Consider the following 26,506-nt stretch of genomic DNA (forward strand, 5'->3'; position numbering starts at 1 on the left):
TGCCTCCGGCCGTCGGCCGGACTATCCGACGCTGTAATTCCGCCTGAAGAGGTTCGCCGGGTCGTACGTGGCCTTCAACGCGGCGAGCCTCTTCAGCGTTTCCGGGTCGTAAAGACCCTCCGGCCGGTCGTTGCCGCCGAAGACGAAGTTGAGGGAGCGCCCCAGGGCCTGCGGCGCGAGGAGCCCGAACGCCTCCGCGTGCACCTTCCGCTGGGTCTCGACGTCCGTCCCGTCCAGCGGTGACAGGAGCCGCAGGAGCCACCCCGCCTCGCGGTAGGGCACCGCGTTCGGCGCGGGCCGCGCCAGGGCCCCGCCCAGGTGGTTGAGCTGCAGGACGTGCATGGTGGCCGCGCCGGGTCCGGCGAGCGCGAGGACGTCGGCGGCCGCGTCGACGTCGAGGCCGCTCAGGAGCACGTTGTCGCCGTAGAAGGCGTGCGGGAAGTCCGGGTCGCCGTGGATGGAGGGGCTCTCGGCGTACGGCATCTCGCGCATCGTGTCCGACACGGTGGGCCCGATCTCCCGCAGGGGAGCCACGAGCCGCTCGCCGTCGGCCGCCGAGCCGGTGGAGGCGATCCGGATCAGGAGGAGGTAGCGGCCCTTCAGGTGCGGCGGGAGCTGCGGCAGGTCCGGGTAGACGAGCGCCGCGAGCGACGAGGTCACCTCGTCGGGCAGGGTCCGCGCCCACTGCTCGTAGCCGCGCAGCACGGCGGCCGGGTCGACCGCGCCGCCGTCGAACGCGAGGGCGCCGCCGTACAGCCTGGCCACCGGCATCAGACCGATCTCCAGGCCGGTGACGACTCCGAGGTTCGCGCCGCCGCCCAGCAGCCCCCAGCAGAGCTCGGGGTCGCTGTCCGCCGTGACGTGGCGCAGGACGCCGTCCGCGGTGACGACGTCGAGCGAGCGGACGTGGTCGGCCGCGTAGCCGAACTCGCGGCCGAGGATGCCGAGTCCGCCACCGAGGGTGTACGAGACAGCGCCCACGCTCGGCGCCGTGCCGTTCGGCGGGGCGAGGCCGTGCTCCACCGCGGCCTCGACGACCTGGCCCCAGCGGGCGCCGGCGCCCACGGTGACGGAGCGCGCCTCGGGGTCGACGCGCACGGAGTCCATCCGCCGCGTACTGATCAGGACGCCGCCCTCCGACGCTCCCGGCACGCCGTGCCCGGTGGCCTGGACGCCGACGGGGAGGCCGGCCTCGGCGGCGTACGACACCGCGGCGACGACGTCGTCGGCGCTCCCCGCGCCGAAGACGATGGCGGGCCGCGTCGCGAAGCCGGTCTGCATGCCGGCGAGTTCCTCGTCGTATCCGGGATCACCCGGCCGGAACACGAGTCGCTGTGCGGTGAAGTCCACGGGAGCCTCCGTTGAACGGCCGGGCGGCGGCCGACCGCCGCCCTGCCTGCATACGTCGAGACGGGTGTCTCGTCTGACAGGGAGAGCATCCCTCACAGACGTGAACACCCGTCGTCAACTGTCCCGGCGCTCCACCGGAATTCAGGTCAGGACGCCACCCGGGGCCGCACCTTCTCGCGCACGAGCGAGAAGACGACGACGAAGGCGGCGGCGAGGAGCGAGAGCAGCACCTGCTTGCGGCCGGCCTCGTCGGTCAGCATGTAGACGAGTACGAACGAGATCATCGCGATCGTGACCCACGTCAGGTACGGGAAGAGCCACATCTTCACGACGAGCTTCTCCGGCTCCTCGCGCAGGATGATGCCGCGCATCCGCAGCTGCGTGAAGCTGATGATCAGCCACACGAAGAGGGCCACCGCGCCCGAGGAGTTGAGCAGGAAGTCGAAGACGGTGTCCTTCCACTGGTAGTTGAACCAGACGGCGACGAAACCGAAGACGACGGAGCCGAGGATCGCGGCCTGCGGGACGCCCCGCGCGTTGGTGCGCGCGAAGGACTTGGGCGCGTCGCCGCGCTGGCCGAGCGAGAAGGCCATGCGGGACGCGGTGTAGAGGCCGGAGTTGAGGCAGGAGAGCACGGCGGTGAGGACGATGACGTTCATGACCTGGCCGGCGTGCGGGATGCCGATCGAGTTCAGCGCGGCGACGTAACTGCCGTGCTCGGTGATCGACTTGTCGTTCCACGGCAGGAGCGTGATGACGACGAAGATCGAGCCCAGGTAGAAGACGCCGATGCGCCAGATCACGCTGTTCGTCGCCTTGGTGACGGCACGCTGCGGGTCCTCGGACTCACCGGCGGCCAGAGTGACGATCTCGCTGCCCATGAAGGAGAAGACGACCATCAGCACACCGGTGAGGATGGCGCCAGCCCCCTTGGGCATGAAGCCGCCCGCGTCGGTGAGGTGCGCGAATCCGGCGCCGGGGTTGTCCGAGCCGGGCAGCAGGCCGAAGACGGCGAGCAGACCGATGACGACGAAGCCGCCGATGGCGACGACCTTGATCCCGGCGAACCAGAACTCGAACTCGCCGTACGAGCCCACCGACACGAGGTTCGTCGCGGTGAGGACGACCATCACGATCAGCGCCCAGCCCCACTGCGGGACGGCGGGTATCCAGCCGTTGAGGATGACGGCACCGGCGGTGGCCTCCACCGCGAGCACGACGACCCAGAAGAACCAGTACAGCCAGCCGATGGAGAAACCGGCCCAGCGGCCGAGGGCCTGGTCCGCGTAGGTGGAGAAGGAGCCGGAGGCGGGCCGGGCGGCGGCCATCTCGCCGAGCATCCGCATCACGAGGACGACCATCGTGCCGACGAGGGCGTACGAGATGAGGATCGCGGGCCCGGCGGCGGCGATGCCGGAGCTGGAGCCGACGAAGAGACCGGCGCCGATCACGCCGCCGATGGCGATCATCGAGAGGTGGCGGTTCTTCAGACCCGCCTTGAGGCCGTCGCCGGTGTCACCACTCTGGCCTGACTGCGGATCCCCAGGGGATGTGGGGTTGCTGTCTGCCTTCGCAAGGGAGGGTTGCGAGGTCATGGACGAATCCTTAAGTTCTCGGGTCACGAGCCCCCGCATTCAAACTCAGGGGTGAACGGGACGGAAGTCCTGAATCCGGATCGTTGTATTCCGGCCAATGGCCTGGACCAAGGTCCCGCCCGGGGTGATCCCGGGGAGATCTCGACAAGATCAAGCTCCTGCCCGGTCGCGGCTACCCGCCCCGCGACATGCCACACTCGGACCCATGCGCGTGTACCTCGGCTCGGATCATGCCGGCTACGAACTCAAGAACCACCTGGTCGAATGGCTCAAGAGCCACGGCCACGAGCCCGTCGACTGCGGGCCCCACATCTATGACGCCCAGGACGACTACCCGCCGTTCTGCCTGCGCGCCGCGGAGAGGACCGCCGCGGACCCGGAGGCCCTCGGCATCGTCATCGGCGGCTCCGGGAACGGCGAGCAGATCGCCGCGAACAAGGTGAAGGGCGTGCGGGCGGCCCTGGCCTGGAGCGAGCAGACCGCGGCGCTCGGCCGCGAGCACAACAACGCCAACGTGATCTCCATCGGCGGCCGCATGCACACCCAGGAAGAGGCGACGAAGTTCGTCGAGATCTTCCTGGCGACGCCGTACTCGGGTGAGGAGCGTCACACGCGCCGCATCGAGATGCTGGCGCGCTACGAGGAGACGGGCGAGCTGCCCGCGATCCCCGCAGGCCACCCCCAGCAGTAGCGGACGTCACGGGGCTCCGCCCCGGACCCCGCTCCTCAAACGCCGGAGGGGCTGACATCACAGCCCCTCCGCACCACCCCCGGAGGGACCCGTGCCGGAGGGGCACACCATTCATCGGCTTGCGGCCGACCACCGCGACCGCTTCCAGGGCCGTCCGGTGCGGGCGACCAGCCCGCAGGGCAAGTTCTCCGACAGCGCCGCCCTCCTCACCGGCCAGGTGATGGACACCGCGGAGGCCCACGGCAAGCACCTCTTCCTGGGCTTCGCCGAGACCGGCTGGGTCCACATCCACCTCGGCCTCTTCGGCAAGTACGCCGTCGGCGAGTGCCCCGCCCCGCCCCCCACGGACACCGTCCGCCTCCGCCTGCTGAACGAGTCGTACTACTCCGACCTGCGCGGCCCCACCACCTGCGCCCTCATCACGGACGAGGAGAAGCGGGCGATACACGACCGCCTCGGCCCCGACCCCCTGCGGGACGGCGACGACCCGGCGAAGGCCTACCGCCGCATCTCCCGCAGCCGCACCACCGTCGCCGCCCTCCTCATGGACCAGAAGGTCATCGCGGGCGTCGGCAACGTCTACCGCGCGGAGGTCCTCTTCCGGCACGGCATCGACCCGTACACCCAGGGCAAGGACCTCACCGAGGCGCGGTGGACCGCGATCTGGGCGGACCTCGTGGAGCTGATGCGCGAGGGAGTGCGGCTGAACCGCATCGACACCGTCAGGCCCGAGCACACCCCGGAGGCGATGGGCCGCCCGCCGCGCGTCGACGACCACGGCGGCGAGGTGTACGTCTACCGCAGGGCGAACCAGCCCTGCCACCTCTGCGGCACCGGCATCCGCACCGCCGACCTGGCCGCCCGCAACCTCTTCTGGTGCCCCACCTGCCAGCGCCCGGCCTGAGCGGGGCCCCCGCCCCCCCTTAAGATCCAGTGACCGCTTTCACCAGCTCAACGGGGGTTTTCGCATGTTCGGCACCACGTGGATCGACGGGCCGGTCGCCATCGCGATCGGCGTGCTCTTCGTCGCCTTCTTCCTGCTGCCGTCCCTCATCGCCTTCAACCGGGGCGCCGAGCACCGCTGGCTGATCCTCGTCATCAACCTCGCCTTCGGCGCCTCGGTCATCGGCTGGCTGATCGCCCTCTACCTCGCCACCCGCCCGCCCAAGCACTCCCCGGCGCCCCAAACCGTCTAGAACCCGTGCGGCAGCCACGGCGCCACGGCGGAGCCGAAGGCCACCGAGGCCTCGGGCAGGGCGCCCCGGCGCAGCTCCCGTACCCGGCCCGCGCCCGCCAGGGACGTCAGGGACACGCCGCCGAGGTAGGCGGCACCCAACTCCCGTACGGACAGGGCGAGATCGGCCGCGTCGTCCGTGCGCTCGCACGAGGCGCCCTTCGCGTCGCCGGTGAGGCGCCAACGCCCCTCGTTCCAGGGGCAGAAGGCGTCCTCGACCTCGAACACCACGTCCAGGGGCGTCTGGTACGTACGCGCCTCAAGCGCCGCGCCCACCTCGACGAGCCGCACGTGCAGCGAGTCGCCCACCCGCAGGTCGCACCGGCGGACGTCCGTCACGAGCTGGAGCAGCGGGTCGTCCACCGGCCGGTTCCTGGCGAGGACCGACGAGGTCAGGTCGATGTCGAAGAGGAACCGCCACAGCGCCGCGTACGCCGCCGGGTCGAGCCCCTCGATGTCGCGCACCTTCACCACGCCCTTGGGGCCCTTCGTGTCCCACTCCGGCTTGATGGCATACCGCACGTACCCGACGAGCTCGCCCGCGCGCTCGGCGACCACGCACTGCAGCGGTGACGCGCCGTCCCTGTCGTCCTTCGGGTCGAGCAGCCCGAGCCGCTCCCAGCCCGGCTGCCGGGCCAGCATCCCCGGACGCCCGGTGACCCGGCGTGCGTACAGCGCCTCGCACGCGTCGTGGACGTCGGCGGCCTTCGCGTACCGAAGGGATACGTCATCCGTACCGGCGGGGACGGACAGGCGGACCCGGGTCGTGTCGATGTCGGCCCGCAGCTGCTGGGTGGCCGCGCCGTACCCGAAGCGGCCGTAGATGTCCGGCTCCGATGCGGTGAGCACGGCCAGCGCCTCGCCCCGCGCGCGCACGTCGTCGAGCTGCCGCCGCATCATCGACGTCAGGATCCCGCGCCGCCGGTGCGTCGCCGCGACACCCACCATCGTCACGCCCGCCGCGTCCGCCAGCGCGCCGCCCGGCACGGAGAGCCGGAAGGAGAACGCCCCCGCCGCCCCCACACAGGCGTCCCCGTCCCACACGCCCATCGACCGGTCGAACTCGACGAGCCTCCGCCACAGTTCCTGCTCCTCCGCGGCCTCCGGCACGCCGCCGAACGCGACGTCCAACATCCCGTACCAGGTGTCCCACTCGGTCTCCGCGAGCACGCGTAAGTCTGTCGTCATATGCCATGCCTACCAGGGCGATACCGCCCGGTGCGACAGGATTTCCACGCTCCGCGGCCCGCCTCCGGCGGGGGACAACTGGGACCTCCCGTGCGAAGTACGCGGCCCGCTGGATAAGGTCCACGAGCAATGGTGGTACGACGAGAAGGACGCGCACGCCGCGCGCACCGCGAACGGCGCGCGGAAGCCGAGACGTTCACGGCCCGGATGAAGAAGAGGCTGCACCGGGTCCGGATCGTGCTGCGCAAATCCGGGGTCGACTACTTCCGCGGCGACGGCTCCGACTGGGTGGCGCTGGCCGGGCTGCTCCTCACCGTGCCGGTGATCACCTGCTGCACGATCGTCAACAACGTGTGGTTCTCACCGGCCGCGCTCGTCCTGCCCATCGTCGCGGGCGGCCTGCTGCTGCGCCCCGCCAGCCTGCTCGGTCTCTACGCGGCGTCGGCGGTGGCCCTCATCGTGGAGTCCGTCCGGCTCGGTCCGTACACGGAAGGCGCCTCCCGCGTCACACCCGGCGTCGTCCTGGTGGTCGCCGCCTGCGGGTTCTTCGGACTCCTCATCGCCCAGTTCCGCAGCCGGGTCGGCGTCCCCTGGCGCGGCGGCGGCACCATGCTCTTCGACCTGCGCGAACGCATCCGCGTCCAGAGCAAGCTGCCGAAGCTGCCGCGCGGCTGGCACCGCGAGATGGCGCTCCGCCCGGCCGGCGGCCAGTCCTTCTCCGGGGACTTCGTGGTCGCGGCCCGCACGAACGGCGGCCGCACCCTGGAGGCCGTCCTCACCGACGTCTCGGGCAAGGGCATGGACGCGGGGTCGCGGGCGCTGCTGCTCTCCGGCGCGTTCGGCGGCCTGCTCGGCTCGCTGCCCCCGCACGCCTTCCTGCCCGCCGCCAACGGCTATCTGCTCCGCCAGGACTGGGACGAGGGCTTCGCGACCTCCATCCACCTCGTCCTCGACCTGGAGACCGGCGACTACGAACTGTTCTCCGCGGGCCACCCGCCCGGCCTCCAGCTCAGCGCGGGCAGCGGCCGCTGGGAGGAGAAGGCGGGCCAGGGCCCGCTCCTCGGCGTCTACGACGGGGCGCAGTTCGACCCCGTCAAAGGCGTCCTGCGCCCCGGCGACGTCCTGATGCTCTTCACGGACGGCCTCGTCGAGACCTCCGAGCGCGACATCGCCGAGGGCATGGACCGCCTGACGGGCGAGGCCGACCGGTACGTGGCCGGGGGCTTCCACGGCGCGGCCTGGCATCTGATCGAGGCGGTCGCGAAGGACGTGAACGACGACAGGGCGCTGCTGCTGATCTGCCGGGAGGCGTGAACCGTCCCCCACAGGCGGACAGGCCCTAGCGGACGGCTGAACCCGTCTCCGCCGCCGCGAGGTCCCGGCCGCCCGGCAGGATCCGTGCCAGCCACTCCGACCGTCCCGCGGCCAGGGGGCCGAGGACCGCGAGCAGGAGGACGTACCCCGCGATGAAGGGGGAGAGCCGCTCGTCGAGGCCCGCGCCCGCCGCCATCGTGGCGAGGATCAGCGCGAACTCGCCGCGGGCGAGCAGCGTCGTGGAGATGTTCGCCGCGGGGCCCGCCCCGAAGCCGTACACCCGCGCCGCCCCGAGTCCCGCCAGGACGTTCATCAGGAGCGTCACCGCGACCGCCGCGAGGACCGGCCAGAGCACCACCGGCAGGTCGCCGGGGTCGATGGAGAGCCCGAACGCGAAGAAGAAGATCGCCCCGAACGCGTCGCGCAGCGGATGCACCAGCTTGCGGATGCGGTCGCCGGACGCCGTGCTGCCCAGCATCAGACCGACCATGAACGCGCCGATCGCGTCGGCGACCCCGAACCACTCGGAGACCCCGGCGACGAAGACGGCGGCGCCGAGGAAGGAGATGACGAGCAGTTCGTCGTCGCGGGTGTCCATGAGGCGGCCGACGAGCCGCGTGCCGAAGCGTGCCGCGAGCGCGAGGAGGAGCAGGAAGCCGAAGGCCTTGCCGCCGTCGAGGACGGCCGCCGAGAGGCTGTCGGCGCCGGACAGGATCGGCTGGAGCGCCGCGAGGTAGAGGGCCAGGAAGATGTCCTCGACGACGATGATGCCGAGGATCGGCCTGGTCTCCGGATTGCCGAGGCGGCCGGTGTCGACCAGGACCTTCGTGACGATCGCGGAGGACGAGATGCCGAGCACTCCGGCGAGGACCAGCGCTTCGGAGGTGCCCCAGCCGAGCGCGAATCCGAAGCCCAGGCCGGCGCCGACGTTCAGGGCGAGGTAGGTGCCTCCGGCGAGGGCCATCTTCCGGCCGCCGGTCTTGAGGTCGTCCAGGTGGAATTCGAGGCCCAGGTAGAAGAGCAGCAGGACCAGGCCGAGCGCCGAGAGCATCTCCAGGTCGTGGGGGTCGGATACCAGGACCACGCCGGGGGTGTGCGGGCCGAGGAGGATCCCGGCCAGGATGAACAGGGGGATGGTGGGGAGTCCGATGCGGCCGCCGAGGCGCGCGAGGACGGCGGCGGCCAGAAAGGCACCGCCCATGGCTATCAGGGTGTCCGCGTGTCCGATGGGCCCGCTCCTTCTCGTCGAGTTTATGGTCAAGGGTTCGTAAAGAACGCGTCAATAGTTAGCTTACCAAAGGGTTTCCTGGGGGCGCGGATGACCAACGGGGTGGGGTTTCCCCTACCTGGCATCGGCCGGGAGCCGTCATGGTCCACAGCACCCCCTTCTCCGTACGTTCGAGAGGTCGAATTCGTACGGAGAGGTGGACAGGGACATGGGGCTGCGGCGGAAGAAGAACCAGGTCGTCGAGGAGGACGTACGCGTCATCGGCGCGCCGGCACACGGCGACTCGGCCGTCGAACTCCGGGGCGTCCGCCGCCAGTACGGCCGCGGCTCCGGCGCCGTGCACGCCCTCGCCGGCATCGACCTCGCCCTGCCCCGCGGCAGCTTCACCGCCGTCATGGGGCCCTCGGGCTCGGGCAAGTCCACGTTCCTGCAGTGCGCGGCCGGACTCGACCGGCCCACCTCCGGCACCGTCCACCTCGGCGGCACCGAGATCACCGGCATGAGCGAGAACAAGCTCACCGCCCTGCGCCGCACCCGCCTCGGCTTCGTCTTCCAGGCCTTCAACCTGCTGCCGTCGCTGACCGTCGAACAGAACGTCGTCCTGCCGATGCGCCTCGCGGGCCACCGCCCCGACCGCCGCAAGGCCGCCGAAATGCTCACCCGCGTCGGCCTCGGCGACAAGGCGCGCCGCCGCCCCGGCCAGCTCTCCGGCGGCCAGCAGCAGCGCGTCGCCATCGCCCGCGCCCTGGTCACCCGGCCCGACGTGATCTTCGCCGACGAGCCGACCGGCGCCCTGGACACCACCACCGCCACCGAGATCCTCGGCCTGCTTCGCCACGCGGTCGATTCCATGGGCGCCACCGTCGTCATGGTCACCCACGACCCGGCCGCCGCGGCCTACGCCGACCGCGTCCTCTTCCTCGCCGACGGCTCCCTCGTCGACCGCCTGGAGCGCGCCTCCGCCGCACAGATCACCGCCCGCATGACAGCTCTCACCGCGCCCTCGTACGCGGGGGTGGCCGCGTAATGGCGTACGTGCCCAACGGCCTCGCCCGCGCCGCCGTCCGCTTCAAACCCGCCGCGTTCGCCGGCACGTTCGTCGCTCTCATGATGGCCTCGCTGATCGTGGCCGCCTGCGGCATCCTCCTGGAGACGGGGCTGCGCGCCTCCGTGCCGCCCGAGCGCTACGCGGGCGCACCCGTGGTCGCCGCCGCCGACCAGTCCGTCCACTTCGTCGCCGGCAGCGGCGACAGCAAGTCCGAGTCGGACACCCCGCTGCCCGACCAGGCGCGGCTCGACGCCTCCCTGGTCGCGAAGGCCGGTGCGGTGCCCGGCGCCCGCGCCGCCGTCCCCGACGTCACCTTCCCCGTGCACTCCGGCGGCAAGGACGTCACCGCACACGGCTGGGGCTCCACCGCCTTCACCGGCGAGAAGCTGACCGCGGGCCGCGCCCCGCACCCCGGCGAAGTCGTCCTCGCCGCACCCGGTGCCTCCGTCGGCGACCGCACCACGCTCACCACCGCCGACGGGCCGCGCGACGTCCGCGTCTCCGGCACGGTCGAGCCCCGGCAGGGCGCACTCACCGCCTGGTTCGCCGACGCCGAGGCCGTCCGCGTCTCCGGCCACCCCGGCCGCGTCGACGCCATCGCCGTACTGCCCAAGGACGGCATCCCCGCCGACACCCTCAAGTCGCAAGTTGCGCATGCCCTCGGCAAGAAGGCCGACGTGCACACCGGCGACGACCGCAGCGCGGCCGAGGGCTCCGAACTCGCCTACGCCAAGGAACTGCTCACCGCACTCGGCGGCTCCTTCGGCGGCATCGCCGCACTCACCGCCGTCTTCACCTCGGCCGGCACCGTCGCCCTCTCGGTCGGCCAGCGCGCCCGCGAATACGCGCTCCTGCGCGCCATCGGCACCACCCCGCGCCAGATCCGCCGCACCATCGCCACCGAGACCCTGCTCGTCGCACCGGTCGCGGCAGCGGTCGGCGTGCTGCCCGGCATCGCCCTGGCCGGCTGGTGGTTCGGACAGCTGAAGGAGAAGGGCGCGGTCCCCGAGGCCGTCGACCTGTCCGTCTCCTTCATCCCGCTCGCCGCCGCCGTCGGCGTCGCCGTCCTCACCGCACTCGGCGCCGGATACCTGGCCGCCCGCCGCCCCTCCCGCATCAAGCCCGGCCAGGCACTCAGCGAGGCCTCCGTGGAACGGATGCCGCTCGGCTGGATCCGTACACCGCTGGGCATCGCCGCCGCCGTCGGCGGCGCGGTCTTCGCGGGCTTCGCCGCCCACAACACCGGCGAGGACGCGGCCAACGCGGCGCTCGGCGTCGTCATGCTCTTCATGCTCGCCGTGGCCCTGCTCGGCCCGCTCGTGGCCCGCGGCTGCGCCGCCCTGTTCGGCCTCCCGCTGCGCGGCGCCGGAGCCCCCGCCGCACTGGCCGCCGCCAACTCCCGTACGAACGCCCGCCGCCTGGCCTCCGCGATCACCCCCATCGTGCTCGCCATGGCCTTCTCCTCCGTTCTCGTCTTCATGCACACCAGCGAGGACCGCGTCGCCGCCGACCAGCAGCGCGCGGGCATCACCGCCGACCACATCGTCACCTCCGAGACGGGCCTCGCCCCGGGCGCGGTGACGAAGGCCGCCGACACCGAAGGGGTCACCTCCGCCGTCGGCCTGCTCAAGACCTCCGTGCTCGTCCCCGTCGGCTCCGGCGCCGACCGCTGGCTGGAGTCGGCGTCGACGCAGGGCATCACCGGCTCCGCCGCCGACCTCGCGAAGGTCCAGGACCTGAAGGTCGAGACGGGCGCCCTGACACTCGGCAGGGACCGGATCGCCATCGACGCCAACCTCGCCCGGTCCGCGCACGTGCAGACCGGCGACCGCCTCGACATCCGCCTGCCCGACGGCACCAGGGCCGCGCCGAAGGTCGTGGCGACGTACGGCAGGGGCCTCGGCCTCTCCCAGGTCACCATGTCCGCGGCCGACCTGAAGCAGCACGTCACCTCGTCCTTCGCCACCGAGCTCTGGACCAAGGGCGGCTCGGAACAGGCACTCGCAGGCCTCGGCACCCTCCAGGACCGCGACGGCTACACCACCGCCCAGTCCCTCGACCGCGAGCTCAACGCCTGGGCCAACACCACCATGGCGGCCGTGCTCGGCGGCTTCGCGGCCATCGCCGCGGTCAACACCCTGGTGATGACCGTCCTCGACCGCCGCCGCGAACTCGGCACGCTGCGCCTGATCGGCTCCACGCGCCGCCAGGTGATGCACATGATCCGCTGGGAGGCGCTGCTCGTCGCCTGCGCGGGCATCGTCATCGGCTCGGCGATCGCCCTCGCCACGCTCGTCCCGATGATGAAGGGCCTGACCGGCGAGTCCCCGTACATCCCCCCGCTGACGTACGGCGCCTTCGTCGGCGCAGTCCTGGTCCTCGGCCTCGCCTCGGCGACGATCCCGGCGCGAGCCGCACTAAAGTCCACCGCATGATGTCCCTCCCCGAGGTGGAAGCCCTCGCCCGCGAGGCCCACGCCGGCCAGACCGACAAGGCGGGCCGCCCCTACGCCGAGCACCTGCGGGCCGTGGCCGACGGGGTGCGGGCGCGGGGCGGCGACGACGAGCAGATCGCCGCGGCCTGGCTGCACGACTCCGTCGAGGACGACGCCCTGCCGGAGCGGTGGCTGCGCGAGGCCCCCCTCACCCCGCGCACGAAGGACATCGTCCTGGCACTCACCAAGCGCCCCGCGGAGTCCAAGGAGGCGTACGCGGAACGCATTCTCACCACCCCGGGCGCCCGCCTCGTGAAGGAGGCGGACCTGGCCCACAACGCGGACCCGGCCCGCCTCGCGGTGCTCGACGCGACGACAAGGGCGCGCCTGACGGCGAAGTACGCCACCATGCGCGCCCTGTTGGGGATCGGCTGAGGACCCGCTAGCCGGACCTGCCCCGTTCCCTGGCGAGTTGCGCCGCGTCCCGCTTGAAGGCCCACTCCATCCTGGGCTCCATCGCGAACCGGAACACGCGCTGCACCGGCGGCGTGCACAGCAGGGTCACCACGGTCGCGGCGACCACCGTCACGAAGATCTCGCCGAGCGGCTTGTGCAGCCACTCGTACTCCTCGAACCAGCCCCAGAAACGGGAGCCCTTGGCGAGGAAGCCGTGCAGCAGATAGCCGTACAGCGTGCCGGCGCCGAGGATCGTGAACCACATCTTGCGGCGCGGCACCCACGCGAAGAAGCACGCGGTGAGGACGACGGAACAGCCGAAGAGCGCCAGCGTCATCACGATGCCGACCCACCACGGCACGCCCAGCTCCTGCGCGCTGTCGCGGCGGTAGAACCACACGGAGGTCATCCGCGGCGCCGCCCAGTAGGCGAGGAGGACCGCGGCGGCGAAGACCGGCACGGACAGGATCCGCACCTCACGGCGGCGCACCAGCTGGAAGTACTCGGGCTTCATGAAGAGGCCGAGGACGAAGAAGGGGAGGAACTGCAGGACGCGCTGCAGGTCGAGGTCGTCGCCGATGTCGGGCGAGATCACGGCGAGCATGGCGATGGCCAGCGCGAGCGGCACCGGCCAGCGCACGATCTTCCACAGCGGCACGGTGAGCCGCCACACGAAGAGCGCGACCAGGAACCAGGTGAGGTACCAGGGGTCGAGCAGGCTGATCGGATGGCCGGGATCGTCGTCGGCCCAGCGCTTGAAGAGGCTGTACGCGACCTCGAAGATGACGTACGGCACGGCGACGCCGGTCACGAGCCGCTTCAGGCGGTCGGGACGCATGTCGAAACTGCGCGAGAAGTAGCCGGAGATCACGATGAACGCCGGCATGTGGAAGGTGTAGACGGTCATGTACAGCGCCTCGGCGGCGCGGCTGTGATCCGTCAGCGGTTCCCATGCGTGGGCCATCGCCACGAGGACGATCGCCAGGTACTTGGCGTTGTCGAAGAACGCGTCCCGCTGCTTGGCGGGCTTCGACGCGCTCTGGGCGGTGCTGCGGCTGGCCGGGGCGGTGGGAGCTGTGGGGGCGGCGGCCTGCGAGGGCGGGTGGTGGGCGCGGGGAACGGAGACTCCGGCCGCCGGCACCTGGGCCGGGGGGAGCGGCGCCCGGTGGCGTCCGTGCGGGTGCACCGAGTTGGTCACAGGCCCTCCCACCAGGAACTCGGTGAGACGATCCGGGACCGCACTGCGCCTGCGGGGGTGGTGGCAGCGTGGAACATCTGAGGCACCCTAGCGTCGCGGCGGTGTATTCGTAAAACCCCCGTCGCTTTCGTCGACCCAATCCCCGGGAATCGGCTGAGGTGACAAAGAGAGTCGACAAAGAGATGTGGCAGTATGCGCGGACGCCGCGTCCGGTACGTCACAACTCATCCGGTTTAAATGGTGCATAACGCCCCCGGGTGACTCCGGTGAAATGTCCGGTTGGCCGAATTGGAATTTCTTGCGAACGTCGTGTGTGGCGATGGCAACGATCACGTTGAATTCACGGTGCCCGCAAGCCGTCGAATTGCTGTGCGGCAGTGCGCCGCACGTGCCCCCGCAGGGCGCCCCCGCGCGCCGGGGTCGGAAAGCGTTGGCCGACGATGTGTCACCGGCCGCATGGAGGGCGCCCGTTGGTGGCACGATGGTTTCTGGCGGGGGAGTGCGGGGCCGTACCCCCCGGGCCGGGAGAGCGACCGACCTAGGGTGTGATCAGTGTGGCCATTTCGCTGTCAGTGGTGCTGCTGTTGGCGATCATCCTTGTGGTGCTGATCCGCGGGGGATCGCTCAAGGCGGGCCCCGCGATCGTCGCGGTGCTCTTCGGCTTCTTCCTCGCCTCCACGGGCATGGCTCCGTCCATAAACCGCTTCCTCAACGAAGTGGCGGAGACCATCAACTCGATCAGCTTCTGAGTCCGGACGGGCCGGGGAACGCGGAAACCCCAGACCGTCACCGGCCTGGGGTTTCTCCAGAAGAGCGGGCGACGGGAATCGAACCCGCGTAGCTAGTTTGGAAGACTAGGGCTCTACCATTGAGCTACGCCCGCACAGTTCGCGCCACGAGCGGAAGCCGCGGCACGACAGGCATCGTAGCGGGTCCCGGGGCCCGCCCGCACGTGCCCCCTCGCATCCCGCCGCATCCCGCCCCGTTTAACCGGGAGCCGCACTGCCTGCGGGCATGTACCCTACGTGTCGCACCGACGGGGTGTGGCGCAGCTTGGTAGCGCGTCCGCTTTGGGAGCGGAAGGCCGTGGGTTCAAATCCCGCCACCCCGACCACCTTGTTCCTCCCTGCGAGACCCGCACGAGGTCCGTCGTTCCTCTCCGCGATGCTCCGCCGAAGATCGCATTGTGGCTCGGCTCCCGCTTGCCGTTACTATGCAAGTTGTGTGCCCGTGTGTCTCTGAGCCGGGCAGAATCCCAAGAAGTCAGCCCCAAGGAGACCGAACCGTGAAGAGCGCCGTGGAGACCCTGAACCCGACTCGGGTTCGGCTCACTGTTGAGGTGCCCTTCGAGGAGCTCAAGGACAGCCTCGACGCGGCCTACAAGAAGATCAACCAGCAGGTCACGGTGAAGGGCTTCCGCAAGGGCAAGATCCCGGCCCGAGTCATCGACCAGCGGTTCGGCCGTGGCGCCGTCCTCGAAGAGGCCGTCAACGACGCGCTCCCGAAGTTCTACACCGAGGCCGTCAACGAGGCCGAGCTCAACGTCCTGGGCCAGCCCGAGGTCGACATCACCGAGCTCAAGGACAACGAGACCCTCAACTTCACCGCTGAGGTCGACGTCCGTCCCACCATCGAGATCCCGGACTACTCCGGCATCGAGGTCGAGGTCGACGCCATCGAGGTCAGCGACGAGGACGTCGACAAGGCCGTCGAGGAGCTGCGCGAGCGCTTCGCCTCCACGTCCCCGGTCGAGCGTGCCGCCGAGGACGGCGACGTCGTGACGATCGACCTGCAGGCCAAGGTCGACGGCGAGGTCCTGGAGGACGGCGTCGCCTCCGGCGTGTCCTACACGATCGGTTCCGGCGAGCTCCTCGAAGGCATCGACGACGCCGTGAAGGGCCTGGAGGCCGGTGGCGAGGCCACCTTCACCTCCGAGCTCAAGGGCGGCTCGGCCGCCGGCAAGGAGTCCGAGGTCACCGTCAAGGTCACCCAGGTCGCCAAGCGTGAACTGCCGGAGCTGGACGACGACTTCGCGCAGCTCGCCTCCGAGTTCGACACCCTCGACGAGCTCAAGGCCGACAGCCGCAAGCGTCTTGAGAACATGAAGCAGTACGACCAGGCCACGCAGGCCCAGGAGCGCGTCCTGGAGAAGCTGCTCGACCTGGTCGAGGTCCCCGTCCCCGAGAAGCTCCTCGCGGACGAGATCCAGACCCGCAAGCACAACCTGGTGAACCACCAGCTCGGCCAGATGGGCCTCGACCTCGCGAAGTACCTGGAGATCCAGGGCAAGACCGAGGAAGAGTTCGACGCCGAGACCAAGGAGCAGGCGGAGAAGGGCATCAAGACGCAGTTCGTCCTCGACGAGCTCGTCAACAAGGAGAAGCTGAACGTGAACCAGGAGGAGCTCACCGAGCACCTCATGCGCCGCGCGCAGTCCTCCGGCATGTCCCCCGACCAGTTCGCCCAGGCCGTCGTCGAGGGCGGCCAGGTCCCGATGCTGGTCGGCGAGGTCGCCCGCGGCAAGGCCCTCGCGGTCGTCGTCGAGGCCGCCACGGTCAAGGACACGAACGGCGAGGTCGTCGACCTTGAGGACGACGAGGACGAGACGGCCGAGACCGTCGAGGCGACCTCGGACTCCGCCGAGGACAAGGCCGACGAGAAGACCGAGGCCTGAGCCTCGCTCTGACGCGCGTACGCCGGGCCCCCAGGACTTCATGGTCCCGGGGGCCCGGTGCTTTTTTAGGGGCGCGGGGAACTGCGCGAGCAACCACACACAAGCCGCACCCGCCATCGACCCTCCGGCGGCAGACGCGCCCGCGGCCCTGACGGGGCGCGACCTGCGCTCACAGCGAACAGTTGGCTCTCCGGGATTCCCCGGAGGACCCTGCGCGTTAGGGTCCATGAATACGAGGGCAGGGGAGTCCCCGACGCCGCCCCGGAGCGGCGCCGCACGCGGGCCCCCGCGCCCCAGCTGAAGACGTGAGACGGCCCGGCGCCGTCGTAAGACGAGCAGGTGGATACGTGACGAATCTGATGCCCTCCGCCGCCGGCGACCCCTCCATCGGTGGTGGCCTCGGCGACCAGGTCTACAACCGGCTGCTCGGCGAGCGGATCATCTTCCTCGGCCAGCCGGTCGACGACGACATTGCCAACAAGATCACCGCACAGCTGCTGCTCCTTGCCTCCGACCCGGACAAGGACATCTACCTCTACATCAACAGCCCCGGCGGCTCGATCACGGCCGGCATGGCGATCTACGACACCATGCAGTACATCAAGAACGACGTGGTGACGATCGCGATGGGCATGGCCGCCTCCATGGGCCAGTTCCTGCTCAGCGCCGGCACGCCGGGCAAGCGCTTCGCCCTGCCGAACGCCGAGATCCTGATCCACCAGCCGTCCGCGGGCCTCGCCGGCTCCGCGTCGGACATCAAGATCCACGCCGAGCGCCTCCTTCTCACCAAGAAGAAGATGGCCGAGCTCACGGCCTTCCACACCGGCCAGACCGTCGAGCAGGTCACGCGCGACTCGGACCGCGACCGCTGGTTCGACCCGCAGGAGGCCAAGGAGTACGGCCTCATCGACGACATCATGTCCAGCGCCGCCGGCATGCCGGGCGGGGGCGGGACCGGAGCCTGAGCCCCGTGCTCAGCGCCCCGAAGCCGACACCCAAGCCCCTCCCTTCTCAGGAGATTCAGAGATGAACCACTTCCCCGGCAGCGGCCTCCTCGGGCGTGCGCAGGCCGAGAGCGGCCAGGCCGAGTTCACCGGCGCCAGCGCCGAGTCCCGTTACGTGATCCCGCGCTTCGTCGAGCGCACCTCGCAGGGCGTGCGCGAGTACGACCCGTACGCGAAGCTCTTCGAGGAGCGCGTGATCTTCCTCGGCGTGCAGATCGACGACGCGTCCGCCAACGACGTCATGGCGCAGCTCCTGTGCCTGGAGTCGATGGACCCGGACCGCGACATCTCGATCTACATCAACAGCCCGGGCGGCTCGTTCACGGCCCTCACGGCCATCTACGACACGATGCAGTTCGTGAAGCCCGACGTGCAGACCGTCTGCATGGGCCAGGCCGCGTCCGCCGCCGCCGTGCTCCTCGCGGCCGGTACGCCGGGCAAGCGCATGGCCCTGCCGAACGCGCGGATCCTGATCCACCAGCCCTACAGCGAGACCGGCCGCGGTCAGGTCTCCGACCTGGAGATCGCCGCCAACGAAATCCTCCGGATGCGTGCGCAGCTGGAGGAGATGCTGGCCAAGCACTCCACGACGCCGATCGAGAAGATCCGCGACGACATCGAGCGCGACAAGATCCTCACGGCCGAGGACGCGCTCGCGTACGGCCTGGTCGACCAGATCATCTCCACCCGGAAGATGAACAATTCCTCGGTGGCCTGACGCAGCGCTGTAGCATCTGCCGCTCCTCGGCACGGTTCGCGCACGACTCGCGTCGAAGTGAACCGTGCCAAGGGGGGCCCGAACGGGGGGCCCGGCAAGGTACCGTCGGATAGAGGCACCAGGAGCCGCTGAACGTGGCGTCTCCCAGGCGAAGGGGAAGCACCTCGTGGCACGCATCGGTGACGGCGGCGATCTGCTCAAGTGCTCGTTCTGCGGAAAGAGTCAGAAGCAGGTCAAGAAGCTCATCGCAGGCCCCGGTGTGTACATCTGCGACGAGTGCATCGACCTCTGTAACGAGATCATCGAGGAAGAGCTCGCGGAGACGAGCGAGGTGCGCTGGGAGGAACTCCCCAAGCCTCGCGAGATCTACGAATTCCTTGAGGGCTACGTCGTGGGCCAGGAGCCCGCGAAGAAGGCCCTCTCGGTAGCGGTGTACAACCACTACAAGCGGGTCCAGGCCGGAGAGAACGGCGGCGCACAGGGCCGTGACGACGCGATCGAACTCGCGAAGTCCAACATCCTGCTGCTCGGCCCGACCGGCTCCGGCAAGACACTCCTCGCGCAGACACTCGCCCGCATGCTGAACGTCCCGTTCGCCATCGCGGACGCGACGGCGCTGACGGAGGCGGGCTATGTCGGCGAGGACGTGGAGAACATCCTCCTGAAGCTCATCCAGGCCGCTGACTACGACGTCAAGAAGGCCGAGACCGGGATCATCTACATCGACGAGATCGACAAGGTGGCCCGCAAGAGCGAGAACCCGTCGATCACGCGCGACGTGAGCGGCGAGGGCGTCCAGCAGGCCCTGCTCAAGATCCTGGAGGGCACCACGGCCTCCGTGCCTCCGCAGGGCGGCCGGAAGCACCCGCACCAGGAGTTCATCCAGATCGACACGACGAACGTGCTCTTCATCGTGGGCGGCGCCTTCGCCGGCCTTGAGAAGATCATCGAGTCGCGGGCGGGCGCGAAGGGCATCGGCTTCGGCGCCACCATCCGCTCCAAGCGCGAGCTGGAGGAGAAGGACCAGTTCGAGGACATCATGCCGGAGGACCTGGTGAAGTTCGGGATGATCCCCGAGTTCATCGGCCGCCTCCCCGTGATCACCTCGGTCCACAACCTCGACCGCGAGGCCCTGCTCCAGATCCTCGTCGAGCCGCGCAACGCGCTGGTGAAGCAGTACCAGCGCCTGTTCGAACTCGACGGCGTGGAGCTGGAGTTCGAGCGCGAGGCGCTTGAGGCCATCGCGGACCAGGCGATCCTCCGCCAGACCGGCGCGCGCGGCCTGCGCGCCATCATGGAGGAAGTCCTCCAGTCGGTGATGTACGAGGTCCCGTCCCGCAAGGACGTGGCCCGCGTCGTCATCACGTCGGACGTCGTCCGTTCGAACGTGAACCCGACGCTGGTGCCACGCGACGTGCGCGGTGGCGGCGCCGGGGAGCAGAAGTCCGCGTAGTTCTCTTACGCGGAGAGGGGCGCCCGGCGATTTCGATCGCCGGGGGCCCCTCTCCGTTGCCCGCCCTCTGCCGCTGCTCGACGCCGCTACTTGACCTCTACGCGGACGTCGTCGCGCAGGTTCGCGACCTGGGTGGCGACGTCGTCCAGGGAGATCTCCGCGCCGCTGCCGGTCGTGGCGGCGTCGGAGTAGGTGGCGTACGCGACCGTGCTGTGGTCGCCCCAGACGCACATCGGCGTCTGGAAGCTGTTCGGCACGCCCTGGTCGTCCGCGCCGGTCTCACCCATCTTGAACTCGGCCTTCTGGCATTTCATGATGCCGTTCCCGAAACCGTCCGGAGTGAACTCCTCCGGGCTGCCGATGAGCTTCAGGCCGCCTTCGGTCCTGGCCGAGTCCTTCTCCATCTCGGCGAAGATGGCGTCCACGACCTTCTCCGGGTCGTCGATCTCGCCGTACACACCGGAGTAGTTGAGGGACTTCATCGCCGCACCCTTGCCGTAGTTGTACGCGGCGTGGGCGTCCTTGGGGTTGCTGACGCCCTTCTTCTCCAGGTCCGCGAGGTCGCTCGACGACATCCCGCCGGCGTCACCGGCCGACGTGTCCTTCTTGTAGCTGCCGAGCACGGTCTCGGGCGCCGTCAGCTTGTACGTCTTGCCGTCGTCGGAGACGGAGGAGGCGCTGACCTTGTCGTAGACGAAGTACCCACCGACAGCGAGCGCCGCCACCACGACCACGGCGCCTATGACAAGCCCGGTCTTCTTCTTGCCGCCGCCCTGCGGGGGGACGGGGGGCGGGCCGTAGGGGGCCTGCGGGTACTGGCCGTACGGGCCGGGCTGCTGGGGCTGTGCGGCGTACGGGCCGGGCTGGTTGTAGCTCACTGCGTGGGTTCCCCTCGTTGGCTGTGCGGTGGTGCGGGCCGCGTCAGGACTTGACGCGGACTTCCTTGCGGAACTTCAGCGCGGTGGCCGAGGCGTCGTCGAGCGAGATCTTGCCCGCCATGGCGTCGGAGACCGCGATGGGGACCACGACGCCGACGGTGCTGTGGTCGCCCCAGATGCAGACCGGCATGTGGATCTCCTTGGGAGCCGAGGACGAGCCGCTGCCCGGGTTGTCGTTCTTGATCACTGACTCCTGGCACTTGAGCACGGCGTCGTCCGTGCTGAAGTCCTTGGGGCTGCCGACCAGCTTGCCCGTCTTCGCGCCGGGCTTCTGCGAGTCCTTCTTGACCTTGGCGAACATGCCGTCGACGACCTTGCCGGGGTCGTCGATCTCGCCGTAGACGCCCATGAACTGGATGAGCTTCTGCGACAGGGGATTGCTCTCGTCCCCCGCCTCGTAGGCGGCGTCGACATCCTCGGGGTCCGTCACGCCCGCCTTCTCGGCGGCCTTCATGTCGCTGGAGTTGAAGCCACCGGACTGGTTGCTGCTCTTCTCGTACTCGCTGAGGACCGTCTCGGGCGTCGTCAGCTTGTGCGGGCCGTCGTCCGCCACGGAGGAGCCGCCCCCGCTGTCGCTGCCGCCGAGGACGAAGTACGCGCCGACGCCGAGGGCGGCGACCACGGCGACCGCGCCGATGATGACCCCGGTCTTCTTCTTCCCGCCGCCACCCGGGGGCGGGGGCGGGACCTGCCCGTAGGGGGCGTGGGGCTGCTGGCCGTAGGGGGCCTGCTGCGGGTAGCCGTAGCCGGGCTGGGGCTGCGGTGGGGGAGCCTGCTGGGGGTAGCCGTAGCCGGGCTGGGGAGCCTGTGGCGGCTGGCCGTAGGGGCCGGGCTGCTGGGGCGGCTGGCCGTACGGCCCGGGCTGCTGGGGCGGCTGCCCGCCGTACGGGCCCGGCTGGTTGTAGCTCATGGGGGTTCCCCTCCGAAACGCTTGGGTGCTGCCGACATCCTGACGCAACGGAGCCCGGTCGAATGACCGGGCCGTCGCGCGTGAACAGGCGTCAGATCTTGACGCGGACCTCCCCGCGGAACTTGGCCGTGGTGGCCGCGGCCGCGTCGAGATCGGCGGCCTTGCCCGCCAGGGCGTCCGCCGCGTCGACGTTCACCAGGAAGCCGACGGTGCTGTGGTCGCCCCACACGCAGGTGCCCGCGGACATCTCGCTCGGGCCGGACGAGGGGCCGGACGACGAGCCGGCCGTGCCCGCGCCGCCGCCCAGGTCGACCTTCATCTCCTGGCACTTGAGGACCGCGCCGTCCAGCCCGGCGGGCTTGAACTCCTTCGGTTCCCCGACGAGCGTCACGTCCTCGTCGGTGCCGCCGTCGACCGCGTTCTTCTTCATCTCGCCGAACAGGGCGTCGACGACCTTCTCCGGGTCCTCGATGTCGCCGTAGACGCCGCCGAAGTTGAGGGCCTTCACCGCCAGCGGGTTGCTCTCGTCGCCCGACTGGTAATTGCCGCTGACGTCCTTGGCGTTCTTCACGCCGAACTTCTCGGCGTCCTCGATGTCGCTCGACGACATGCCACCGCCACCGCTGCCGCTGTCGTCACTCTTCTTGAACTCGCCGAGCACCATCGCCGGCGTCGTCAGCTTGTGCGGTCCGTCGTCCTTGATGCCGCCCTCGCCACCGCCGCCCGCGACGCTCGACGAGCCGCCGTTCTTGCCGCCCTTGTCGTCGTCATCGCCGCCCGCGAAGACGAAGTAGCCGCCGACGGCCGCGGCGGCGACCACGGCGACGGCGGCTATGACGAGGCCGGTCTTCTTCTTGCCGCCGCCACCCGGGGGCGGGGGCGGGACCTGCCCGTAGGGGGCGTGCGGCTGCTGGCCGTAGGGGGCGTGGGGCTGCTGGCCGTACGGGGCTTGCTGCGGGTAGCCGTAGCCGGGCTGGGGCTGCGGTGGGGGAGCCTGCTGGGGGTAGCCGTAGCCGGGCTGGGCAGCCTGTGGCGGCTGGCCGTAGGGGCCGGGCTGCTGGGGCGGCTGGCCGTACGGCCCGGGCTGCTGGGGCGGCTGCCCGCCGTACGGGCCCGGCTGGTCGTAGCTCATTGCTGGGGTTCCCTCCCGATGCTTATGTGTTCCGAACATCCTGTCGGATGGGCGTACGGGGTCGGGGCTACGGACCGGATCGATGCGGAGTTGTTGAAGGGCTGTTCCAGAGAGCGGACGTACGAAGGCCCGGAGCGGATCGTCCGCCCCGGGCCGCTGTGTCCGCTCTCCGCGCCCGGTCCCGTTACGCCTTCACGCGGGCGGCCTTGCGCAGGTCGGCCGCGAAGGAGGCGACGGCGTCCGTGGCCATGCCGCCACTGCCCTTCATCATCGCCTCCACGTCGATGCCGAAGACGATCCCGTACGTGCTGTGATCAGCCCAGATGCAGATCGGCAGCTTCGTCTCCTTGCCGTCTTCCGAGATGCTCGCGGTCTGGCACTTCATGACGGCGTTGTCGAGTCCGTCGGGCTCCACGGTCTCGGGGCTGCCGACGAGCTCGAACTTCTCGTCCGCGTCGCCGGTGGCCTCGCCCGACTCCTTCTTCGCGTTCTCGTCGGCCTTGGCGAAGCCGTCGTCGATGGCCTTCTCCGGGTCGTCGATCTCGCCGTACATGCCCTGGAAGCTCATCTGCTTCCCCTTGAGGGCTTCACCGAATTCGTACGAGGCCGCCACATTCTCCGGGTTCTTGATGCCGATGTCCTCGGCGTTCTTCTTGTCGCCGGAGCCGAGCGGGCCGTCGTCGGGGGAGTCGGAGTCGCTGCCCTTCTTGTACTCGCCCACCGAGGCCGGCGGCACCAGCTTGTGCGCCCCGTCGTCCTCCACCGACGTGGAGTCGCTGCCACCGAAGAGGAAGTACGCGCCGACGCCGAGCGCGGCGACCACGGCGACCGCGCCGATGACGAGACCGGTCTTCTTCTTGCCGCCGCCACCGCCACCGGGAGGCATGGGCGGGGGCGGGACCTGCCCGTAGGGGCCGGGCTGTTGGGGCTGGCTGTAGCCGCCCTGCTGGGGTGCCTGAGGGGGCTGCTGCGGGAAGCCGTAGCCGGGCTGGGGCTGCTGCGGCGGGACGCCCTGCGGGGGCTGCCCGTAGGGGCCGGGCTGCTGGGGCTGCTGGCCGCCGTAGGGCCCCGGCTGCTGGGGCTGCTGTCCGTCGTACGGGCCTGGCTGGTGGTGGCTCATGGCGTGGTGTCCCCCTGGAACGCTGATGTATCCCGGTCCGAAACGCTGATGTGTCCCTGTCATCCTGAAGGAAGTCCGGGGCCCGTGGAGCCCGAGACCGAAAGCGATGTCGAACATTCCGGTTTCGGGACCGCTCCACCACCCCTCTAAACTGGCCGGGTGACCGAGAACGCTCAGCAGCAGCCCCCAGCGACCACTCCCGAACTGCCGACCCAGTACGCGCCGGCCGAGGTAGAGGGGCCGCTGTACGAGCGCTGGGTAGAACGGGGTTACTTCTCCGCCGACGAGAAGAGCGAGAAGCCTCCGTACACCGTCGTCATCCCCCCGCCGAACGTGACGGGCGCGCTCCACCTGGGCCACGCCTTCGAGCACACGCTCATCGACGCCCTCACCCGCCGCAAGCGCATGCAGGGCTTCGAGACGCTGTGGCAGCCCGGCATGGACCACGCCGGCATCGCCACGCAGAACGTCGTGGAGCGCGAGCTCGGCAAGGAGGGCAAGTCCCGCCACGACCTCGGACGCGAGGCGTTCATCGAGCGCGTCTGGAAGTGGAAGGGCGAGTCCGGCGGCCAGATCTCCGGCCAGATGCGCCGCCTCGGCGACGGCGTCGACTGGGACCGCGAGCGCTTCACCATGGACGAGGGCCTCTCGCAGGCCGTCCAGACGATCTTCAAGAAGCTCTACGACGACGAGCTGATCTACCGCGCCGAGCGCATCATCAACTGGTGCCCGCGCTGTCTGACGGCGATCTCCGACATCGAGGTCGAGTACCAGGACGACGACGGCGAGCTCGTCTCGATCAAGTACGGCGAGGGGGACGAGACGCTCGTCGTCGCCACCACCCGCGCCGAGACGATGCTCGGCGACACCGCCGTCGCGGTCCACCCCGACGACGAGCGGTACAAGCACTTGGTCGGCAAGCAGATCAAGCTGCCGCTGACCGACCGCACGATCCCCGTCGTCGCCGACGAGCACGTCGACCCCGAGTTCGGCACCGGCGCCGTCAAGGTGACCCCGGCCCACGACCCGAACGACTTCGAGATCGGCCAGCGCCACAGCCTGCCGAACATCGCGGTCATGGACGAGCACGCCGTGATCACCGCGCACGGCCCCTTCCAGGGCCTGGACCGCCTGGAGGCCCGCTCCGCCATCGTCGGCGCGCTGCGCGCCGAGGGCCGCATCGTCGCCGAGAAGCGCCCGTACACCCACTCCGTGGGCCACTGCTCGCGCTGCAAGACCACCATCGAGCCGCGCCTGTCGATGCAGTGGTGGGTCAAGGTCGGCCCGCTCGCGAAGGCCGCGGGTGACGCGGTCCGCGACGGCAAGGTCAAGATCCACCCGCAGGAGATGGAGAAGCGGTACTTCGACTGGGTCGACAACCTCCACGACTGGTGCATCTCGCGCCAGCTCTGGTGGGGCCACCGCATCCCCGTCTGGTACGGCCCGAACGGCGAGGTCGTCTGCGTCGGCCCCGACGACGAGGCGCCCACCGGTGAGGGCTGGACGCAGGACAACGACGTGCTCGACACGTGGTTCTCCTCCGGCCTGTGGCCGTTCTCCACCCTCGGCTGGCCCGAGCAGACCGAGTCGCTCGCGAAGTTCTACCCGAACTCCGTCCTCGTCACCGGCTACGACATCCTCTTCTTCTGGGTCGCCCGGATGATGATGTTCGGCCTGTACGCGATGGACGGCACCCCGCCGTTCCACACGATCGTGCTGCACGGCATGGTCCGCGACCAGTTCGGCAAGAAGATGTCGAAGTCCTTCGGCAACGCGGTCAACCCGCTGGACTGGATGGACAAGTACGGCTCGGACGCCCTGCGCTTCACCCTCGCCCGCGGCGCCAACCCGGGCACGGACGTGCCGATCGGCGAGGACTGGGTCCAGGGCTCCCGCAACTTCGCCAACAAGATCTGGAACGCCACCCGCTTCGCGATGATGAACGGCGCCACGATCGAGGGCGACCTGCCCCCGGCCGAGCAGCTGTCCGCCACCGACCGCTGGGTGCTCTCCCGCCTCAACGCGACCGTCGCCGAAGTCGACGCGCTCTACGACGACTTCCAGTTCGCCAAGCTCTCCGACGCCCTCTTCCACTTCGCGTGGGACGAGGTCTTCGACTGGTACGTCGAGCTGTCCAAGACGACATTCATGGCGGGCGGCGAGGGCGCGAAGGTCTCGGCCCGCGTCCTCGGCGAGGTCCTCGACGTCACGCTGCGCCTGCTCCACCCGATCGTCCCGTTCGTGACGGAGACGCTGTGGACGGCGCTGACCGGCGGCGAGTCGCTCGTCGTCGCCGACTGGCCCTCGGACAGCGGCTTCCGCGACGCCGGTGCCGAGCAGGAGATCGAGACCCTCCAGCAGGTCATCACCGAGGTCCGCCGCTTCCGCGCCGACCAGGGCCTCCAGCCCGGCCAGAAGGTCCCGGCCCGCCTGACCCTGGACGGCACGGCGCTCGCCCCGCACGAGGCCGCCATCCGCCAGCTCCTCCGCCTCCAGCCGGAGGGCGACGCCTTCACGGCGACGGCGACACTGCCGGTCTCGGGCGCGACGGTCGCGCTCGACCTGTCCGGCACGATCGACGTGACGGCCGAGCGCAAGCGCCTCGCCAAGGACCTCGCCGCCGCCGAGAAGGAGAAGGCACAGGCCGAGGCGAAGCTGGGCAACGAAGCGTTCCTGGTGAAGGCCCCCGACCAGGTCGTGGACAAGATCCGCGGCCGCCTCACCAAGGCGGAGGCCGACATCGCCCGCCTGCAGGCGCAGTTGGAGGCGCTGCCGGCCGCGTAACCGCGTACGCACGCGAAGGCCCCGGGACCGGCACAGG

The 26,506-nt window shown here is 70.2% G+C and carries 22 protein-coding genes and 2 tRNA genes; 14 read left to right on the forward strand and 10 right to left on the reverse strand.

Going from position 1 to position 26,506, the window contains the following annotated elements; translation table 11 throughout:
- Nucleotides 1-21: 21 nt before the first annotated feature.
- The gene (locus tag AB0H82_RS01815; RefSeq protein WP_362987737.1) at nt 22-1,281 is read right to left on the reverse strand and encodes an FAD-binding oxidoreductase; all 1,260 of its coding nucleotides are present in this window, start codon (nt 1,279-1,281) and stop codon (nt 22-24) included.
- Nucleotides 1,282-1,496: 215 nt separating this feature from the next.
- A complete protein-coding gene (locus tag AB0H82_RS01820; RefSeq protein WP_362987644.1) occupies nt 1,497-2,945 on the reverse strand; it encodes an amino acid permease in 1,449 nt (482 codons plus the stop codon).
- Between the two features lie 205 nt (nt 2,946-3,150).
- Here AB0H82_RS01820 and AB0H82_RS01825 point away from each other — a divergent pair, with 205 nt between their 5' ends.
- The 3 genes from AB0H82_RS01825 to AB0H82_RS01835 all read left to right on the forward strand — a co-directional run bounded on the left by AB0H82_RS01825 (nt 3,151) and on the right by AB0H82_RS01835 (nt 4,832).
- A complete protein-coding gene (locus AB0H82_RS01825; RefSeq protein ID WP_362987646.1) occupies nt 3,151-3,636 on the forward strand; it encodes a ribose-5-phosphate isomerase in 486 nt (161 codons plus the stop codon).
- Nucleotides 3,637-3,727: 91 nt separating this feature from the next.
- The gene (locus AB0H82_RS01830) at nt 3,728-4,540 is read left to right on the forward strand and encodes a DNA-formamidopyrimidine glycosylase family protein (protein WP_362987648.1); all 813 of its coding nucleotides are present in this window, start codon (nt 3,728-3,730) and stop codon (nt 4,538-4,540) included.
- A 64-nt stretch (nt 4,541-4,604) separates the two neighbouring features.
- Complete coding sequence (locus AB0H82_RS01835) at nt 4,605-4,832, forward strand: superinfection immunity protein (protein WP_362987650.1); 228 nt, start codon at nt 4,605-4,607, stop codon at nt 4,830-4,832.
- Here AB0H82_RS01835 and AB0H82_RS01840 read toward each other — a convergent pair.
- Entirely contained in the window at nt 4,829-6,058 is a 1,230-nt protein-coding gene (locus tag AB0H82_RS01840) for a GNAT family N-acetyltransferase (RefSeq protein ID WP_362987652.1), read from the reverse strand. The two genes, AB0H82_RS01835 and AB0H82_RS01840, sit on opposite strands and share 4 nt — an antisense overlap.
- 129 nt (nt 6,059-6,187) lie before the next feature.
- Between AB0H82_RS01840 and AB0H82_RS01845 the strand changes: the two genes are divergently transcribed.
- On the forward strand, nt 6,188-7,372 hold the full coding sequence (locus tag AB0H82_RS01845) for a PP2C family protein-serine/threonine phosphatase (protein ID WP_362987654.1): 1,185 nt from the start codon (nt 6,188-6,190) through the stop codon (nt 7,370-7,372).
- Between the two features lie 25 nt (nt 7,373-7,397).
- On the opposite strand, the gene AB0H82_RS01850 is transcribed toward AB0H82_RS01845, so the two are convergent.
- Nucleotides 7,398-8,573, reverse strand: a complete 1,176-nt coding sequence (locus AB0H82_RS01850) for a cation:proton antiporter (protein ID WP_362987656.1) — start codon at nt 8,571-8,573, stop codon at nt 7,398-7,400.
- A 235-nt stretch (nt 8,574-8,808) separates the two neighbouring features.
- On the opposite strand from AB0H82_RS01850, the gene AB0H82_RS01855 reads away from it, so the two are divergent.
- From AB0H82_RS01855 to AB0H82_RS01865, 3 genes are read left to right on the forward strand one after another with little or no spacing between them, the layout of a single operon-like run.
- Nucleotides 8,809-9,627: an ABC transporter ATP-binding protein gene (locus AB0H82_RS01855; RefSeq protein WP_362987658.1), complete on the forward strand. Its 819-nt coding sequence runs from the start codon at nt 8,809-8,811 to the stop codon at nt 9,625-9,627.
- Entirely contained in the window at nt 9,627-12,083 is a 2,457-nt protein-coding gene (locus AB0H82_RS01860) for an FtsX-like permease family protein (protein ID WP_362987660.1), read from the forward strand. Before AB0H82_RS01855 ends, AB0H82_RS01860 begins: the two co-directional genes overlap by 1 nt.
- Nucleotides 12,083-12,517 (forward strand): HD domain-containing protein, encoded by a 435-nt coding sequence (locus tag AB0H82_RS01865; RefSeq protein ID WP_362987739.1) that lies wholly within the window; start codon nt 12,083-12,085, stop codon nt 12,515-12,517. The genes AB0H82_RS01860 and AB0H82_RS01865 overlap by 1 nt, the downstream gene beginning before the upstream one ends.
- A 7-nt stretch (nt 12,518-12,524) precedes the next feature.
- Here the strand turns inward: AB0H82_RS01865 and AB0H82_RS01870 are convergent, their stop codons facing one another.
- Nucleotides 12,525-13,736, reverse strand: coding sequence for an acyltransferase family protein (locus AB0H82_RS01870; protein ID WP_362987663.1), 1,212 nt, complete (start codon nt 13,734-13,736; stop codon nt 12,525-12,527).
- 554 nt (nt 13,737-14,290) lie between these two features.
- Here AB0H82_RS01870 and AB0H82_RS01875 point away from each other — a divergent pair.
- On the forward strand, nt 14,291-14,485 hold the full coding sequence (locus AB0H82_RS01875) for a hypothetical protein (RefSeq protein ID WP_055570088.1): 195 nt from the start codon (nt 14,291-14,293) through the stop codon (nt 14,483-14,485).
- Between the two features lie 63 nt (nt 14,486-14,548).
- Here AB0H82_RS01875 and AB0H82_RS01880 read toward each other — a convergent pair.
- A tRNA-Gly gene (locus AB0H82_RS01880) sits at nt 14,549-14,619 on the reverse strand.
- A gap of 154 nt (nt 14,620-14,773) precedes the next feature.
- Here AB0H82_RS01880 and AB0H82_RS01885 point away from each other — a divergent pair.
- From AB0H82_RS01885 to clpX, 5 genes are all read left to right on the forward strand, one after another.
- A tRNA-Pro gene (locus AB0H82_RS01885) sits at nt 14,774-14,850 on the forward strand.
- Nucleotides 14,851-15,021: 171 nt separating this feature from the next.
- Entirely contained in the window at nt 15,022-16,410 is a 1,389-nt protein-coding gene (gene tig, locus AB0H82_RS01890) for a trigger factor (RefSeq protein ID WP_362987665.1), read from the forward strand.
- A gap of 359 nt (nt 16,411-16,769) precedes the next feature.
- Nucleotides 16,770-17,375 carry an ATP-dependent Clp protease proteolytic subunit gene (locus AB0H82_RS01895; RefSeq protein ID WP_190329594.1) on the forward strand — a complete coding sequence of 202 codons (606 nt, stop codon included), beginning with the start codon at nt 16,770-16,772 and terminating at the stop codon, nt 17,373-17,375.
- Nucleotides 17,376-17,436: 61 nt separating this feature from the next.
- Nucleotides 17,437-18,132 (forward strand): ATP-dependent Clp protease proteolytic subunit, encoded by a 696-nt coding sequence (locus AB0H82_RS01900; protein WP_362987667.1) that lies wholly within the window; start codon nt 17,437-17,439, stop codon nt 18,130-18,132.
- 166 nt (nt 18,133-18,298) lie between these two features.
- Nucleotides 18,299-19,585, forward strand: a complete 1,287-nt coding sequence (gene clpX, locus AB0H82_RS01905) for an ATP-dependent Clp protease ATP-binding subunit ClpX (RefSeq protein WP_362987669.1) — start codon at nt 18,299-18,301, stop codon at nt 19,583-19,585.
- An 86-nt stretch (nt 19,586-19,671) separates the two neighbouring features.
- On the opposite strand, the gene AB0H82_RS01910 is transcribed toward clpX, so the two are convergent.
- The 4 genes from AB0H82_RS01910 to AB0H82_RS01925 all read right to left on the reverse strand — a co-directional run bounded on the left by AB0H82_RS01910 (nt 19,672) and on the right by AB0H82_RS01925 (nt 23,685).
- Nucleotides 19,672-20,463: a hypothetical protein gene (locus AB0H82_RS01910; RefSeq protein ID WP_362987671.1), complete on the reverse strand. Its 792-nt coding sequence runs from the start codon at nt 20,461-20,463 to the stop codon at nt 19,672-19,674.
- A 43-nt stretch (nt 20,464-20,506) separates the two neighbouring features.
- Nucleotides 20,507-21,433: a hypothetical protein gene (locus tag AB0H82_RS01915; protein WP_362987673.1), complete on the reverse strand. Its 927-nt coding sequence runs from the start codon at nt 21,431-21,433 to the stop codon at nt 20,507-20,509.
- Between the two features lie 91 nt (nt 21,434-21,524).
- Nucleotides 21,525-22,565, reverse strand: a complete 1,041-nt coding sequence (locus tag AB0H82_RS01920) for a hypothetical protein (RefSeq protein WP_362987675.1) — start codon at nt 22,563-22,565, stop codon at nt 21,525-21,527.
- 184 nt (nt 22,566-22,749) lie between these two features.
- On the reverse strand, nt 22,750-23,685 hold the full coding sequence (locus AB0H82_RS01925; protein ID WP_362987677.1) for a hypothetical protein: 936 nt from the start codon (nt 23,683-23,685) through the stop codon (nt 22,750-22,752).
- A 159-nt stretch (nt 23,686-23,844) separates the two neighbouring features.
- Between AB0H82_RS01925 and AB0H82_RS01930 the strand changes: the two genes are divergently transcribed.
- A complete protein-coding gene (locus AB0H82_RS01930; RefSeq protein ID WP_362987679.1) occupies nt 23,845-26,469 on the forward strand; it encodes a valine--tRNA ligase in 2,625 nt (874 codons plus the stop codon).
- Nucleotides 26,470-26,506 lie beyond the last annotated feature (37 nt).

It is taken from the genome of Streptomyces sp. NPDC050732, from assembly GCF_040654255.1.
Lineage (GTDB): Bacteria > Actinomycetota > Actinomycetes > Streptomycetales > Streptomycetaceae > Streptomyces.